This window comes from Pseudomonas lalkuanensis (assembly GCF_008807375.1).
GTDB lineage: Bacteria > Pseudomonadota > Gammaproteobacteria > Pseudomonadales > Pseudomonadaceae > Metapseudomonas > Metapseudomonas lalkuanensis.
This window is the reverse complement of record NZ_CP043311.1, coordinates 304,309-317,514: the sequence shown is the minus strand read 5'-3', so window position 1 is coordinate 317,514 and position 13,206 is coordinate 304,309. Positions and strand designations below refer to the sequence as shown.

At 65.8% G+C, this 13,206-nt stretch carries 15 protein-coding genes; 6 read left to right on the top strand and 9 right to left on the bottom strand.

Going from position 1 to position 13,206, the window contains the following annotated elements; translation table 11 throughout:
- The first annotated feature begins 27 nt into the window (after positions 1–27).
- Positions 28–1,059: a histone deacetylase family protein gene (locus tag FXN65_RS01520; protein ID WP_151131331.1), complete on the top strand. Its 1,032-nt coding sequence runs from the start codon at positions 28–30 to the stop codon at positions 1,057–1,059.
- Between the two features lie 68 nt (positions 1,060–1,127).
- On the opposite strand, the gene FXN65_RS01515 is transcribed toward FXN65_RS01520, so the two are convergent.
- From FXN65_RS01515 to FXN65_RS01500, 4 genes are all read right to left on the bottom strand, one after another.
- The gene (locus tag FXN65_RS01515) at positions 1,128–1,475 is read right to left on the bottom strand and encodes a NirD/YgiW/YdeI family stress tolerance protein (RefSeq protein WP_151131330.1); all 348 of its coding nucleotides are present in this window, start codon (positions 1,473–1,475) and stop codon (positions 1,128–1,130) included.
- Positions 1,476–1,577: 102 nt separating this feature from the next.
- Positions 1,578–2,510 carry an SdiA-regulated domain-containing protein gene (locus FXN65_RS01510; RefSeq protein ID WP_151131329.1) on the bottom strand — a complete coding sequence of 311 codons (933 nt, stop codon included), beginning with the start codon at positions 2,508–2,510 and terminating at the stop codon, positions 1,578–1,580.
- Positions 2,511–2,596: 86 nt separating this feature from the next.
- A complete protein-coding gene (locus tag FXN65_RS01505; RefSeq protein ID WP_151131328.1) occupies positions 2,597–3,262 on the bottom strand; it encodes a fumarylacetoacetate hydrolase family protein in 666 nt (221 codons plus the stop codon).
- A 144-nt stretch (positions 3,263–3,406) separates the two neighbouring features.
- Positions 3,407–4,798 carry an FAD-binding oxidoreductase gene (locus FXN65_RS01500; RefSeq protein ID WP_151131327.1) on the bottom strand — a complete coding sequence of 464 codons (1,392 nt, stop codon included), beginning with the start codon at positions 4,796–4,798 and terminating at the stop codon, positions 3,407–3,409.
- Positions 4,799–4,986: 188 nt separating this feature from the next.
- On the opposite strand from FXN65_RS01500, the gene serA reads away from it, so the two are divergent.
- A complete protein-coding gene (gene serA, locus FXN65_RS01495) occupies positions 4,987–6,216 on the top strand; it encodes a phosphoglycerate dehydrogenase (protein WP_151131326.1) in 1,230 nt (409 codons plus the stop codon).
- A gap of 186 nt (positions 6,217–6,402) precedes the next feature.
- On the opposite strand, the gene FXN65_RS01490 is transcribed toward serA, so the two are convergent.
- Entirely contained in the window at positions 6,403–6,834 is a 432-nt protein-coding gene (locus FXN65_RS01490) for a DUF4399 domain-containing protein (protein WP_151131325.1), read from the bottom strand.
- Between the two features lie 126 nt (positions 6,835–6,960).
- Between FXN65_RS01490 and FXN65_RS01485 the strand changes: the two genes are divergently transcribed.
- Positions 6,961–7,497: a transporter substrate-binding domain-containing protein gene (locus FXN65_RS01485; RefSeq protein WP_151131324.1), complete on the top strand. Its 537-nt coding sequence runs from the start codon at positions 6,961–6,963 to the stop codon at positions 7,495–7,497.
- 3 nt (positions 7,498–7,500) lie between these two features.
- On the opposite strand, the gene FXN65_RS01480 is transcribed toward FXN65_RS01485, so the two are convergent.
- A complete protein-coding gene (locus FXN65_RS01480; protein WP_151138628.1) occupies positions 7,501–7,992 on the bottom strand; it encodes a DUF523 domain-containing protein in 492 nt (163 codons plus the stop codon).
- Positions 7,993–8,217: 225 nt separating this feature from the next.
- Between FXN65_RS01480 and FXN65_RS01475 the strand changes: the two genes are divergently transcribed.
- A complete protein-coding gene (locus FXN65_RS01475) occupies positions 8,218–8,775 on the top strand; it encodes a DUF6160 family protein (protein WP_151131323.1) in 558 nt (185 codons plus the stop codon).
- 13 nt (positions 8,776–8,788) lie between these two features.
- Here the strand turns inward: FXN65_RS01475 and FXN65_RS01470 are convergent, their stop codons facing one another.
- Positions 8,789–9,406 carry a 2OG-Fe(II) oxygenase gene (locus tag FXN65_RS01470; protein WP_151131322.1) on the bottom strand — a complete coding sequence of 206 codons (618 nt, stop codon included), beginning with the start codon at positions 9,404–9,406 and terminating at the stop codon, positions 8,789–8,791.
- Positions 9,407–9,612: 206 nt separating this feature from the next.
- On the opposite strand from FXN65_RS01470, the gene FXN65_RS01465 reads away from it, so the two are divergent.
- The gene (locus tag FXN65_RS01465) at positions 9,613–10,365 is read left to right on the top strand and encodes a DUF2059 domain-containing protein (protein ID WP_151131321.1); all 753 of its coding nucleotides are present in this window, start codon (positions 9,613–9,615) and stop codon (positions 10,363–10,365) included.
- Positions 10,366–10,456: 91 nt separating this feature from the next.
- Here the strand turns inward: FXN65_RS01465 and FXN65_RS01460 are convergent, their stop codons facing one another.
- Complete coding sequence (locus tag FXN65_RS01460) at positions 10,457–11,398, bottom strand: alpha/beta hydrolase (RefSeq protein WP_151131320.1); 942 nt, start codon at positions 11,396–11,398, stop codon at positions 10,457–10,459.
- Between the two features lie 121 nt (positions 11,399–11,519).
- Here FXN65_RS01460 and FXN65_RS01455 point away from each other — a divergent pair, with 121 nt between their 5' ends.
- Positions 11,520–12,095 carry a DUF6436 domain-containing protein gene (locus FXN65_RS01455; RefSeq protein WP_151131319.1) on the top strand — a complete coding sequence of 192 codons (576 nt, stop codon included), beginning with the start codon at positions 11,520–11,522 and terminating at the stop codon, positions 12,093–12,095.
- On the opposite strand, the gene FXN65_RS01450 is transcribed toward FXN65_RS01455, so the two are convergent.
- Positions 12,092–13,132: an AraC family transcriptional regulator gene (locus tag FXN65_RS01450; RefSeq protein WP_151131318.1), complete on the bottom strand. Its 1,041-nt coding sequence runs from the start codon at positions 13,130–13,132 to the stop codon at positions 12,092–12,094. The two genes, FXN65_RS01455 and FXN65_RS01450, sit on opposite strands and share 4 nt — an antisense overlap.
- Positions 13,133–13,206 lie beyond the last annotated feature (74 nt).

The window sequence follows — 13,206 nt, the reverse complement described above, 5'->3', positions numbered from 1 at the left end:
AGACCTGCTAGCCGAGAGGAGACGCTGATGCTGACGATCTATTCCGACGACCACCACCTGCACCACGGCAAGCACGAGCTGATCGGCGGCCAGTTCACCCCCTGCTTCGAGAAACCGAGCCGGGCCGACATGGTGCTGGACCGCGCCAGGGCGGTGAATCTCGGTGCCATCCAGGCACCGACCGACTTCGGCCTGTCGCCCATCCTGCGGGTGCACAGCGAGGGCTTCGTGAACTTCCTGAAGAACGCCTGGAGCGACTGGCAGGCCAAGGGCCGCAGCCACGACATGCTGCCCATCGCCTGGCCGACCCGGCGCCTGCGCCAGGTGGAGCCCACCGACATCGACGGACGCCTGGGCTACTACTCCTTCGACGCCGGCGCGCCCATCACCGCCGGCACCTGGCAGGCCATCACCAGTTCGGCCAACGTCGCCTTGAGCGGCCAGGCCGAACTGCGCAAGGGCGCCCGCGGCATCTTCTCCCTGTGCCGCCCGCCGGGCCACCACGCCGCTGCCGACTACATGGGTGGCTACTGCTACCTGAACAACGCGGCCATCGCCGTGCAGGCGATGCTGGATGCCGGAGCGAAGCGGGTCGCGGTGCTGGACGTGGACTACCACCACGGCAACGGCACCCAGGACATCTTCTACGACCGCGCCGACGTGCTCTTCACCTCTATCCACGGCGATCCGCGCTTCGAGTACCCCTACTACCTGGGCTTTGCCGACGAGAAAGGCGTGGGAGCGGGGGCAGGCTTCAACTTCAACTACCCGCTGGCCTCGGGCATCGACTGGTCCGTCTGGAGCCTGGCACTGGCCGACGCTTGCCGGCAGATTACCGAGTACGCGCCGGACGCCCTGGTGGTGTCACTGGGCGTGGATACCTTCAAGGAAGACCCCATCTCGCAGTTCAAGCTGGACAGCCCGGACTACCTGCGCATGGGTGAGATCATCGGCAAGCTCGGCCTGCAGACGCTCTTCGTGATGGAGGGGGGTTATGCGGTGGAGGAGATCGGCATCAACGCGATCAATGTGTTGCAGGGGTTCGATAGCGTGGCTTGATGCCATATGACTGTGGGAGCGAATTCATTCGCGAATGAATTCGCTCCCACAAGGGTCTGCCAAGGGACTCAGTTCACCCGCTCGACGAATTCCACATCCACCTCGCGGCCCGTCAGGTCGCGATCCACTTCGCCGGTCAGCTTGACGGTATCTTTCTCGCCGATGGGCATCGGCGGCCAGTCTTCGTCGTCGATTTCCACTTTCATGGTGCCGGTGGCGTCCTTGAACTCGTAGATATCGCCCTTGATGCGTTGGACGATCTGGCCCTTGAGCACCACCGGGGCATCGTCGGCGGCCTCCAGGGCGGCGGCGACGGTACTGATCTGGGCGGTGGCGCCCGGGCCGGTGTAGCTGCTGGCCATGACAGCGGTGGAGAACAGCGGAGCGGCCAGCAGGGCGAGGTATTTGGCTTTCATGGAAGTGATCCCGTGTGTTGGTGGTTGACGGGATCAGGCTAGGGCGACTGGCTGAAACGAGGCTTAAAAGCGCCTTAAGCGAAGCTTAACGGGGCGGGGCATTCAGCCCTTTTCAGCGCTGGCGACAAGCTCCTTGCGGAACACGTAGAACAGGTTCGGCTCGCTGACGACGTAGATGTCGCCGCTCTCGTCCATGGCCACGCCTTCGGCGCGGGGAATGCGATTTTCCAGGCCATTCATGCCGCCCAGGAGGCTGATGAAACTGACCGGGTCGCCCTGGTCGTCCAGCTCCAGCAGCAGGTTGGACTGGGCGGAAAGCACCAGCAGGTGGCCGGTACGCGGGTCGACACTAAGGGCGGACAGGTTACGCATGCCGAGGCCGTAGCTCGGCAGCGGGCGCAGCACCTCACCCAGGGCGTCGGTGCCATCGCTGCCCAGGCTGAACAGGGCGACAGGACCGCGTTCCTTGCCGAGGATCAAGCGCCCCTTGGCCGGGTCCCAGGCGATGCCTTCGAAGCCCTTGTTGCCGGAGTCGGGGAAGCCAAGGTCGAACTCCGGGGTGCTGCCGGCGTTCAGTTCGCGGGTTTCCGGGTCCAACTCGAAGATCGACAGGGTACGGCGGCGCTCATCGGTCACCGCCACATGGCCGCCTTCCAGCACGGCCACGCCTTCGGGATTGGAGAATCCCTTGAGCGGGATCTTGCGCAACACCTCGCCGTCACGGCTCAACTCCACCAGGGTCGGCGATTTGCCGGTCACGGTGAACAGGGTCCCAGTGACGGGGTTGTAGGCCAGATCGGACGTTTCGTCGTTTTCCAGGCCCACCAGGGGCTTGCCCTGCAGCACGACCTTGTAGCCCGGCAGCCAGATGCTGTCGGCCCGCTGTTCGTCGGTCAGCTGCTGCTCGGCCAGCCAGACCAGGGCGCGGTCGTCCCAGTGCATATAGCGCGTGAGGGCGGTGGTGCCAGCGAGGGCGGCGACCAATCCCAACATCAGCCGGCGGCGGCGGATGAACTGCGGGAAACGGAACGACATCGGGGACTACTCAACGATGGGGTCGGCAAGAGATAGCCAACTGCCAGTGAAAGTTCCGTGAAACGGCCTGCCGCCGGTCGGCCCGATCAGAGGACGCGGCTTTCGAAGCTGCTGTGGCCCACAAGCTCCAGCACCAGCACATCGCCCCGGTGCAGCGGGCCGACGCCCACCGGCGTGCCGGTTAGGATGACATCGCCAGGCTGCAGGCTGAAATGACCGGCCATGTGCTGGATCAGCGGCAGGATGGGATTGAGCATGTCGCGGCTATTGCCGTCCTGGCGGACCTCGCCGTTGATGGTCAGGCGGATGCCGATGTCATCCAGTTGCTCGGGGGCGTCGCCCGGCACGAACGGCGCCAGCACACAGGCGCCGTCGAAGCTCTTGGCGATTTCCCAGGGCAGGCCCTTCTCCTTGAGCTTGGCCTGCACGTCGCGCAGGGTCAGGTCCAGGGCCGGTGCGAAGCCGGAGATGGCGTCGCGCACTTCTTCCACATCGGGATGGCGGGACAGCGGCTTGCCGATCAGCACGGCGATTTCCGCCTCGTAATGCACTGCCCCACGGTCCTGGGGAATGCTGAAGCCGCCGGCCAGCGGCACCGTGCAGGAGCCCGGCTTGATGAACAGCAGCGGCTCCGTGGGCACGGGGTTGTTCAGTTCCTTGGCGTGCTCGGCGTAGTTGCGGCCGACGCAGACCACCTTGCCCAGGGAAAAGTGGATCGGAGTGCCATCGACATACTGGTGCTGGTAGCTCATTTACCGACTCCTGTTGAACGCAACGCTGAACGCGTCACGAGCGAAGGCCAGGCAAGGCGAGTTCAGGCGAGGAAGCGGGGTTTACTGCTGTAAATGAGCATTCCGAGCCTGAACTCAACGCAGCCTGGCCGAGCGCAGTAGCTTTCAGTTGAAGATTTTTCCCGGGTTCATGATCCCGTTGGGATCGAACACCGCCTTGATCGCCTTCATCACCGCAATCTCCGGCTCAGAACGGCTGTAGCCGAGGTAATCGCGCTTGGTCATGCCCACGCCGTGCTCGGCGGAGATCGAGCCGTTGTACTTCTGCACGGTCTCGAACACCCACTTGTTCACGGTGGCGCACTTGGCGAAGAACTCGTCCTTGGACAGGTTGTCCGGCTTGAGGATGTTCAGGTGCAGGTTGCCGTCGCCGATATGGCCGAACCAGACCACTTCGAAGTCCGGGTAGTTGGCTTCGACGATGGCGTCGATGTCGTGCAGGAAGGCCGGCACCTTGGAAACGGTGACCGAGATGTCGTTCTTGTACGGGGTCCAGTGGGAGATGGTCTCGGAGATGTACTCACGCAGCTTCCACAGGTTCTGCAGCTGCTGCTCGCTCTGGCTCATCACGCCATCCAGCACCCAGCCCTGCTCGACGCAATGCTCGAAGGTAGCCAGGGCGTCGTTGGCGATTTCTTCGCTGGCAGCCTCGAACTCCAGCAGCGCATAGAAGGGGCACTCGGTCTCGAAGGGCGCCGGCACGTCGCCACGGGCCAGAACCTTGGCCATGGCCTTGTCGGAGAAGAACTCGAAGGCGGTGAGGTCCAGCTTGCTCTGGAAGGCGTGCAGCACCGGCATGATGGAATCCAGGTCCGGCGAGCCCAGCACCATGGCGGTGAGGTTCTTCGGCGCGCGGTCCAGGCGCATAGTGGCTTCCACTACGAAGCCCAGGGTGCCTTCGGCGCCGATGAACAGCTGGCGCATGTCGTAGCCGGTGGCGTTCTTGATCAGGTCCTTGTTCAGCTCCAGCAGGTCGCCGGCGCCGGTGACCACCTTCAGGCCGGCTACCCAGTTACGGGTCATGCCGTAGCGAATCACCTTGATTCCACCGGCATTGGTGCCGATGTTGCCGCCAAGCTGACTGGAGCCCGCGGAAGCGAAGTCCACCGGGTAGTACAGGCCCTTTTCCTCGGCGAAGTTCTGCAGTTGCTCGGTGATCACGCCCGGCTGGCAGACCACGGTACGGTCGAACTCGTTGAACTCGAGGATCTGGTTCATGTAGTCGAAGGCGACCACCACCTCGCCGTTGGCCGCCACGGCCGCAGCGGAGAGGCCGGTTCGGCCGCCGGACGGCACCAGCGCGACCTTGTGCTGGTTGGCCCATCGCACGATGGCCTGCACCTGCTCGATGGTCTTGGGGAAGACGATGGCGCTGGGAGCCGGGGCGAAATGCTTGGTCCAGTCCTTGCCGTAGGCGTCCAGGGACGGGGCATCGGTCAGCACCTTGCCGGGCTCAACCAGGGTCTTCAGCTCTTCGATCAGGGCAGCGTTGGTCATCAGCGGAACTCTCAAATCATTCATGGTCGCCCTGAGAACGATTCAGGTCGCAACCGAGCAAGGGAAAAGGAGATCATGCTAGCATACGCACCCCGCGAATCGTGCTCTCCAGCCGATTTTCCGGGGAGCAGCCCGCTCCGCCCCACGGCCCGCTTCTGTCATTTTTACCGGGATACATAGGTACGCAGATGAGCAAGACCTCTCTCGAAAAGAGCAAGATCAAGTTCCTTCTCCTCGAAGGCGTTCACCAGAATGCCGTGGACACCCTGAAGGCCGCCGGTTACACCAACATCGAGTACCTCAAGGGCGCCCTCTCGGGTGACGAACTGAAAGAGAAGATCGCCGACGTCCACTTCATCGGCATCCGCTCCCGCACCCAGCTCACCGAAGAGGTGTTCGACTGCGCGAAGAAGCTCATCGCCGTCGGCTGCTTCTGCATCGGCACCAACCAGGTCAACCTCAATGCCGCCCGTGAGCGCGGTATCGCGGTCTTCAATGCCCCCTATTCCAACACCCGCTCGGTAGCCGAACTGGTGCTGGCCGAGGCCATCCTGCTGCTGCGCGGCATTCCGGAGAAGAACGCCTCCTGCCACCGCGGCGGCTGGATCAAGTCCGCATCCAACTCCTTCGAAATCCGCGGCAAGAAGCTGGGTATCGTCGGCTACGGCTCCATCGGCACCCAACTGTCGGTACTGGCCGAGGCCCTCGGCATGCAGGTGTTCTTCTATGACACCGTGACCAAGCTGCCGCTGGGCAACGCGACCCAGGTTGGCAACCTGCACGAGCTGCTGGGCATGTCCGACATCGTGTCCCTGCACGTACCCGAGCTGCCGTCCACCCAGTGGATGATCGGCGAGAAGGAAATCCGCGCCATCAAGAAGGGCGGCATCCTGATCAACGCCGCCCGCGGTACCGTGGTCGAGCTGGATCACCTGGCCGCCGCCATCAAGGACGAGCACCTGATCGGCGCCGCCATCGACGTGTTCCCGGTCGAGCCCAAGTCCAACGACGAGGAGTTCGAGAGCCCGCTGCGTGGCCTGGACCGCGTGATCCTGACCCCGCACATCGGTGGTTCCACCGCCGAAGCCCAGGCCAACATCGGTCTGGAAGTGGCCGAGAAGCTGGTCAAGTACAGCGACAACGGTACTTCGGTGTCCTCCGTGAACTTCCCGGAAGTGGCCCTGCCGTCCCACCCGGGCAAGCACCGTCTGCTGCACATCCACCAGAACGTGCCGGGCGTGATGAGCGAGATCAACAAGGTGTTCGCCGACAACGGCATCAACATCTCCGGCCAGTACCTGCAGACCGACGACAAGGTTGGCTACGTGGTGATCGACGTCGATGCCGAATACTCGGACCTCGCCCTCGAGAAGCTGCAGCACGTCAACGGCACTATCCGTAGCCGCGTCCTCTTCTGAGAAGGGGCTGCTGCGGGTCGGCGATACTGCGTTGGAAAGAGCCTCGGAGATGCTCATTTACAGTCGTGAACTCCGCTCTCCCCGGCTCTTTCCGCCTTGTCTCGCCCTGGCTCGCGAGCCTCTTCAGAGAAGCGGCAACACATGAAAAAGGGAGGCCTCGGCCTCCCTTTTTCGTTTCCAGCGTCTTTACTTGACCGTCACGGTGATGGTTTGCGAGATCACCGGCGGCTCCAGCGGCACGTGGTTCTTGTCTCCCACCAGCAGTTGCAGGGTGTGCTTGCCGGGCGGCAGGGTGACCTGGGTTTCGGTCTGGCCCTTGCCGAAGTGACGGATCTCGTCGGTCATGGGCAGCGGCTTGTCCATCTCCGGCCTTTCGGCGAGGCCAATCAGCAGATGGTGGTGACCGGTTGCGGGCACGTCCACGCCGGCCGGCGCGACGCCCATTCCCTTGAGGCCGAACTTGACGGTGAAGGTCTGGCCGACGGTGGCACCATCAGCCGGCTCGATGAAGTACACCTGCGCGCCTTCAGGCGCCGGAGTACGCGGGACAGCCGCCAGGGTGGCGGTAGCGGCGCCGAGCAGCAGGGCGCCAAGGCTCAGAAAAGACAAAGTCCTCATTACACATCTCCATGTTTTTGTGAGCGAGACACCAGACTCCATGCAACCGAATAGGTTCACTTGCTGTCCGAGCAAGGCGTTGCACCCACGCCAGCCGAAAAACATAAAGAAACGAGGAAGTCCCCCATGCGCCTGCTGTACTGCCTGCCCGCCCTGTTCGCCCTGCTGAGCCCCCTGGCCCAGGCCGAGCTGCTCGATGATGTCTGGGAACGCGGCAGCCTGCGCATCGCCATCGAAGACAACAATCCACCCTACAGCTACCGCGAAGACGGCAAGCTGATCGGCTTCGGCGTGGAGCTGGGCCGTGCCCTGGCGACGGAACTGAACGTGGACGCGGACTTCGTGGTGGACGACGACGGCAAGATGCTCGACGGCCTGCAAAGCGGTCGCTACGACATCGCCCTGGACCAGCTGGCAGGACCGGAACAGGGCCAGGCCAGCCTGGAATTCAGCGAGCCCTACGTCTTCCCCCTGGCCGAGGCCGAAGGCGACAGTGGCGCGGAGCAGCCCATGGCGATTCCCTTCCAGAAGGGCAATCCGGCGTTTCGCGACAGCCTCAACCGCGCGCTGGTCAAGCTGCGCAGTGAAGGCAAGCTGGGCGAACTCTCGAAACAGTGGCTGGGCAAGGACCTCAGCCAGCCCGCTGTGACCCGCTCGCGCTGAGACTCAAGCCTCGTCCAGCTCGGCCAGGCGCGCGGCCGCCTCGGCCAGCTCCTCTTCGCTGAACACCTCGACACCGGCGCGGCGCAGAGCCGCGGCGGTCACGCCCTCACCCGCGACGCGCGCACCGCTGAACGTGCCGTCGTAGTTCTCCCGGTTGCCGCAGGATGGGCTGCGCGATTTGAGCAGCGCGATGCGGATGCCGTGGGCCGCAACCAGTTCCAGGGCGATGCGCGCCCCGGCGACGAATTCGGCGGTCACATCCTGGCCATCGTCGGTAAGCACCGGCAATTCACCGTCCAGCACCGCAGCACCGCGTCCGCCGGCAATCTCCGCCGGCGCGCGCGGGGTTGGCAGGCCGCCCGCCACTTCGGGGCAGAGCGGCACGATACGCCCTTCCGCCTGCCAGCGCTCCAGCAGGCCAAACGGCCCATGGGCGCCGCCGTCGTAGCGCACGCGCTGCCCGAGCAGGCAGCGGCTGACCAGGATCTTCTGCATCGTCATCTCCAGAGGGGCACCTTGGTGGTCACCCCGGGTAACACCAGCGGCACCGGCGCGAACCGGTGCCCTGATCGAAGGTATTGCCTTGGCCGGGCAACTGCCAAGCCGGTCACAGGGGCAGGCGACGAGCTTCCCCATCCTTAGACGGGAAGCGTCCGGCGCCACTGGCCGCCACCCCTGCGGCGCTCCAGACTCTGCGCGCCAACCGCACAGGAGCGTGCCATGCCCAGAACAACAAAGAACCTTCGCCTTGCCCTGGCCTGCGGTACCGCCCTGCTCAGCGGCACCGGCCAGGCCGCACTCGAATCCCTGGACAACCAGGCCCTCAGCGAGATCAGCGGCCAGGCCGGGATCAACCTGCGCCTGGACGTGATGGCGCGCATCGACAGCATCACCTGGAACGACGACGGCGGCAGCCTGTCGCTGCGCAACGTACGCATCGACAACGGCTGCCTCAAGCCCGGTGACTGTCCCAACGGTGCCGGCGGCAGCTTCCCCCTGGGGGCTGCGCAGCTCGGCCTCACCCTGCCCATCTTCGGCGTCGACCAGCCGACCCTGAAAATCGATGTGGTGAAGAACGCCGCCGGCACCCAGCAGGTCCGCCTGGAGCTGCCGGACCTCACCACCATCAACGATCAGCTCCAGGGCAGCGGTATCCCCGCCCAGCGCATTCGCGTGCGCGTCGCCGCCGACATGCACGTCGGCGAGAGCCGCCTGGGCAGCCTGGAGATTCGCGACATCACCGACCTGCGGGGAAACTTCCGGGTCTGGGGACACTGAACCCGGAGCGGGGCTAGAGCGGGCCACCCCGCCGGCGGAACCAGCCGGCGATGGACATGCGCTCACGGGTCGCCGGCAAGACCTCATGGGGCAGCTCGGCGGACAGGAACACCACCAGGCCGCCGCCTTCGGGGAAAACGTCCCGCTCGCCCTCGGCCAGGTAGAGGCGCAGGGCACCACCCTGCTCCGCCTGCCAGTCGGCGTTCAGATACGCCACGACCGATACCGTGCGACGGTCATCGTCACGGAAGCGATCCAGGTGCTTCTGGTAGAAGGCGCCGGGTGGGTAGAGGGCGAAGTGGCACTCGAAATCCTCCAGCCCGAGATAAAGCTCGAGGTTGAGGCGCTGGCGCAGGTCGTCCATCAGCGCCAGGTAGGCGTCGCTGGCGGCTGACTGGCCAGGCTCCAGCCAGTGGATACGATCGCCCCGCACACCCTCGCGAACCTGCTGCCCCTCGCCACGCCCCACGGATGCCGGCGCAAGGCTGCCGTCGGCGGAGCGCACGCGGCACTCTTCGGCGAGTTTGGCGGTCAGTTCGGCGGGGAGCGCCAGGCACTGATGGGACCAGCCCTGGTTGGCCAGGTCGTCGACGATCAGGGCGGTCAGCGGGGATTCGGGAGATGCAGTCATGATGGCGGCATTCTACCAGCGGCCAGGAAATCGCCTACATGACTTATGGCAGTTTCTGACACCTCGACATTAAAGCCCGAGTCCGCTGAGAATAGCCGCACGCTCAATCCCGCACTGCCCGCCCGCCGCCACCGCCTTCCCCGCCGAACCGATGCCGTTAGCGTGGGTCCGATACGAACTGCGGACTGCGTCATCAAGGAGACTCCATGCGCCTGCTCTTCGCCGTCACCCTCCTCCTCTTCGGTTTGCCCGCCCTGGCCGACGACCATGCCCACCTCTACCAGGCAGCCGGCTGGCCGCAGCAGCGCGCGCACTTCAACGACGCCCTCACGGCGGCCCAGCAGCGCTATCAGAAAACCCTGCCGCCGGCGGTCTACCAGGCCCTGGTGGACAACAGCAATCGCCGCTTCCAGCCCCAGGCCATCGACCAGCGCGCCCAGGTCGCCCTGCGTAATCAGCTTCAGGACCCGCGTCCGGCGCTGGCCTTCTTCCAGTCGCCGCTGGGCAAGAAGATCATCGCCGCGGAAACCCTGGCCACCCGCCGCGACCAGCTGGCCAAGCACGCCAACGGACTGCCGCGCATCGAGGCCGATGCCACCCGCCGCCTGCTGATCGGCCACCTGACCCAGGCCTTGCCCGCCCGCGAAGCCGGCGCCGAAGTCAGCCTCGCCCTGGCCGGTGTCGCGGCCGACAGCCTGAGCCAGATGCTCCCCGGACTGCTCGGCGGCGGCCAGGCACAAGGCATGATCGACGGCCAGCGCCAGCGGCTGATGGAGCAGATTGGCAACGACCTGGATAACACCCTGCTCTACGTCTACCGCGACCTGTCCGATCCGGAGCTGGAAGAGTTCGTCACCTTTGCCGAATCCGCAGACGGCAAGGCCTACTACCAGGCAGCCCTGGCCGCCGTGCGCGCCGGCCTCGCCGTGGGCCAGGACGCCTCAGCCCAGGGGTTCTGACGCTTTTCGTGGGCTGGCGCTGAGCCAAGCCCAGCAGGGGCCTTCAAGGCGGCTACGGATGTGGGGCCAGCCCGGCACCTACCTGCGAGAACTACCCCAGCCTTTCCCGCAAGAAGCCGAAGTACCGCTCGCGATAGGCCGGCGCCTCGTTCACCAGATGGTGGCCGGCCCCTTCCAGCATCAGCACCTCCGGCTGGTCGAACTTCTCCGCCAGCACCCTGAGGTTGTGCCGCCAGTCCACCGTCATGTCGCCGTCGCCCTGGATCACCAGCGGCCGGCGCGAACTGCGCTGTGCCCGCTCGATGCGCGGCACCCAGCGCGCCAGCGCGCCGACCCAGGCGGTGGGCAGGGTCTGCGGCTGCAGCGGGTCCTTGTGATGGACGAACTCGATGAACTCGGCGTCGCTGGAGTTGACGCTGAAGCGCCGTGGAATGCTTTCGACGAAGTGCCGCATCAACTGGTAGCTGAACTTCGACCAGCCCCAGGCGCGCGGACGCACCAGCGGCGCGAACAGCAGGGTCTCGCCCAGCTCCGGGCGCGGTGTGCCGGTCAGCAGGTAATCCAGCAGGATGGCGCCGCCGGTGCTCTGCCCGGCCAGGTGCCAGGGTTGCGGCAGGTTCAGGGCCGCGGCCTCGTCCAGCAAGGCCTGGAGCGTGGCCTGGTACTCGGCGAAGTCACCGATGCTGGCCCGCGCGCCGCTGGACAGCCCATGGCCGGGCAGGTCGCAGGCGATCACCGCGAACCCCATGCCCAGCGCCCACTCCACCAGATGACCATAGAGGCCCATGTGGTCGTAGTAGCCGTGCAGCATCACCAGGCTCGCGCGCGGTTCGGGGGGCAGCCAGAGCTGGGTGACCAGCGAATACCCGGCCGCCTCGGCGCAGCCCAGGCGCGCTTGCACGCCCGGAAGGCGCGAGGCGAAGTCCAGCCGGTAGAACGCGCGATAGCTCTGGGTCTGGCGCAGGTCGGCGGCACCTGCGGCCAAGGGTCGCAACAGCGGACGCAGGAGATCGGGCTGGAACGGGTCTGACATCGGGCTTTCCCTGAATGAAACAACGCTATCCACAGGACCGCCTGGGGTCCTGGCCGGCTGCCGATATTCTGCTGCCCGGCGCAACGTGGCAAGCTACGCGCCCCCGCACAGGCCCATATCCATGCGCGCATTCAAGCCCAAGACCCTGCTCACCAGCCTCGCCCTCCTCGCCTGCGTCGGCGCCATCCTGCTGGCCCTGCGCTGGTACGAGTCGCGCTACGTCCGGCCCTTCAACACCCAGGCCACGGTGTTCTCCGGCGAACAGCTGCGCCTGCCGGCCGAGCTCGCCGGACCGGGGCCGATCCGCCTGGTGCATTTCTGGGACCCGGCCTGCCCCTGCAACGCTGGCAACCAGCAGCACCTGGCCGAGCTGATCCAGCGTTTCGCGCCCCAGGGCGTGACCTTCCACGCCTTGCAGAAGCCGGGCAGCAAGGGTCAGCTCCCGCCGGGCCTGGAAGCCCTGCAGCCACTGGCGGGAATACCTGGCGCCGAAGAGTTGCCGGCGGTGCCCGCGGTGGGCATCTGGGACCGCGAGGGCCGCCTGGCCTACTTCGGCCCGTACAGCGAAGGCGCGGTGTGCAATTCGGCCAACAGCTTCATCGAACCCATCCTCGAAGCCCTGATCGACAACCGCCCGGTGCGCGCCGGCAGCACCCTGGCGGCTGGATGCTTCTGCGCCTGGCGCGAGCCGTCCTAGACCGCGTTCAGCCGCGCCCGATAGGCCTCCGGCGGCATGCCGTACCACCGGCGAAAGGCCCGATAGAACGGCGACAGTTCCGAGAACCCGCAAGCCCGCGCCACCTCGCGCATCGCCTTGCCCTCCCGCAGCAGCTCCACTGCACGCTGCCGCTGCACCGACTCACGGACCCTGCGCAGGTTGCTGCCCTGCTCCGCCAGGGCGCGCTGCAAGCCGCCCGCACCAAGGCCCAGTTCTGCCGCGCAGGCTTCCAGCGAGCAGTCCGCCTCACCGAGGCGAACCCCCAGCAGGTAGCGCAGGCGGTTGAGCAGGTCATTGCCCGCCAGCGCCTCCAGTTGCGCCTCGGCGTGGCGCCAGAGCATCTGGTGCAGCTCGGGATTGGCGGTACGCGACGGGCGTTTCAGCAGCGACGCTGGGAACAGCAGCGCGTCGTGCTCGCAGCCGAACTCCGGCAACAGGCCGAACAACCGCTGATGCTCACTGACCCGCGCCGGCCGGGAATGGCGGAACTGCACGCCCTCCAGGCGGAAATCGCCATCGGTGATGAAGCCCAGCAGCTTGGCGAACAGCAGCGCCAGGCACTCCATCTGCTGGCGCAGGGACGAAAAACCCAGGTAGTTGAGGTCGATCACCAGTCGGGCCTGCGCGCCTTCGGTCCGCAGCTGGGCGACGAAGCCGCCGGAAAGGATGTGCTGGAAGCGCAGGAAGCTCGCCAACGCCTCGTCCAGATCACGGCTGGCCAGCAGCAGGTAGCCCACCACATCGAGCAAGCGCGGCTTCATGACCTCGCCCAGATGCAGTCCGATATCGGGGTCGCCGACCAACGAGTCAGCGGCCAGCCAGAACTGCGGCGCATCGTCGTGCCGCAAGCGGCCGTCCACCGGCGGCGGTCCCGGGCGACGGTGCTGGTTCACGCCGAGGTACACCCGCCCCGGATCGAGGCCAAGCTCGGACAGCGCTTCGTAGAGCAGGCGACGCAGGGTGGCCGAATGAGTCAGCGGGACGAAGCTGGAGGCATCGGATTCGACGGTGGACATAGCGGTTCCTCGAGATTGACCAAAGACTTTCAGCTCGCACGTATTTGGTCAATGCCCGCCAGGTTCCGCTTGGG

Coding starts and splice junctions, on each gene's coding strand:
- FXN65_RS01520 (WP_151131331.1), top strand. CDS start 28: ATGCTGACGATCTATTCCGACGACCACCACCTGCACCACGGCAAGCAC.
- FXN65_RS01515 (WP_151131330.1), bottom strand. CDS start 1,475: ATGAAAGCCAAATACCTCGCCCTGCTGGCCGCTCCGCTGTTCTCCACC.
- FXN65_RS01510 (WP_151131329.1), bottom strand. CDS start 2,510: ATGTCGTTCCGTTTCCCGCAGTTCATCCGCCGCCGCCGGCTGATGTTG.
- FXN65_RS01505 (WP_151131328.1), bottom strand. CDS start 3,262: ATGAGCTACCAGCACCAGTATGTCGATGGCACTCCGATCCACTTTTCC.
- FXN65_RS01500 (WP_151131327.1), bottom strand. CDS start 4,798: ATGACCAACGCTGCCCTGATCGAAGAGCTGAAGACCCTGGTTGAGCCC.
- serA (WP_151131326.1), top strand. CDS start 4,987: ATGAGCAAGACCTCTCTCGAAAAGAGCAAGATCAAGTTCCTTCTCCTC.
- FXN65_RS01490 (WP_151131325.1), bottom strand. CDS start 6,834: ATGAGGACTTTGTCTTTTCTGAGCCTTGGCGCCCTGCTGCTCGGCGCC.
- FXN65_RS01485 (WP_151131324.1), top strand. CDS start 6,961: ATGCGCCTGCTGTACTGCCTGCCCGCCCTGTTCGCCCTGCTGAGCCCC.
- FXN65_RS01480 (WP_151138628.1), bottom strand. CDS start 7,992: ATGCAGAAGATCCTGGTCAGCCGCTGCCTGCTCGGGCAGCGCGTGCGC.
- FXN65_RS01475 (WP_151131323.1), top strand. CDS start 8,218: ATGCCCAGAACAACAAAGAACCTTCGCCTTGCCCTGGCCTGCGGTACC.
- FXN65_RS01470 (WP_151131322.1), bottom strand. CDS start 9,406: ATGACTGCATCTCCCGAATCCCCGCTGACCGCCCTGATCGTCGACGAC.
- FXN65_RS01465 (WP_151131321.1), top strand. CDS start 9,613: ATGCGCCTGCTCTTCGCCGTCACCCTCCTCCTCTTCGGTTTGCCCGCC.
- FXN65_RS01460 (WP_151131320.1), bottom strand. CDS start 11,398: ATGTCAGACCCGTTCCAGCCCGATCTCCTGCGTCCGCTGTTGCGACCC.
- FXN65_RS01455 (WP_151131319.1), top strand. CDS start 11,520: ATGCGCGCATTCAAGCCCAAGACCCTGCTCACCAGCCTCGCCCTCCTC.
- FXN65_RS01450 (WP_151131318.1), bottom strand. CDS start 13,132: ATGTCCACCGTCGAATCCGATGCCTCCAGCTTCGTCCCGCTGACTCAT.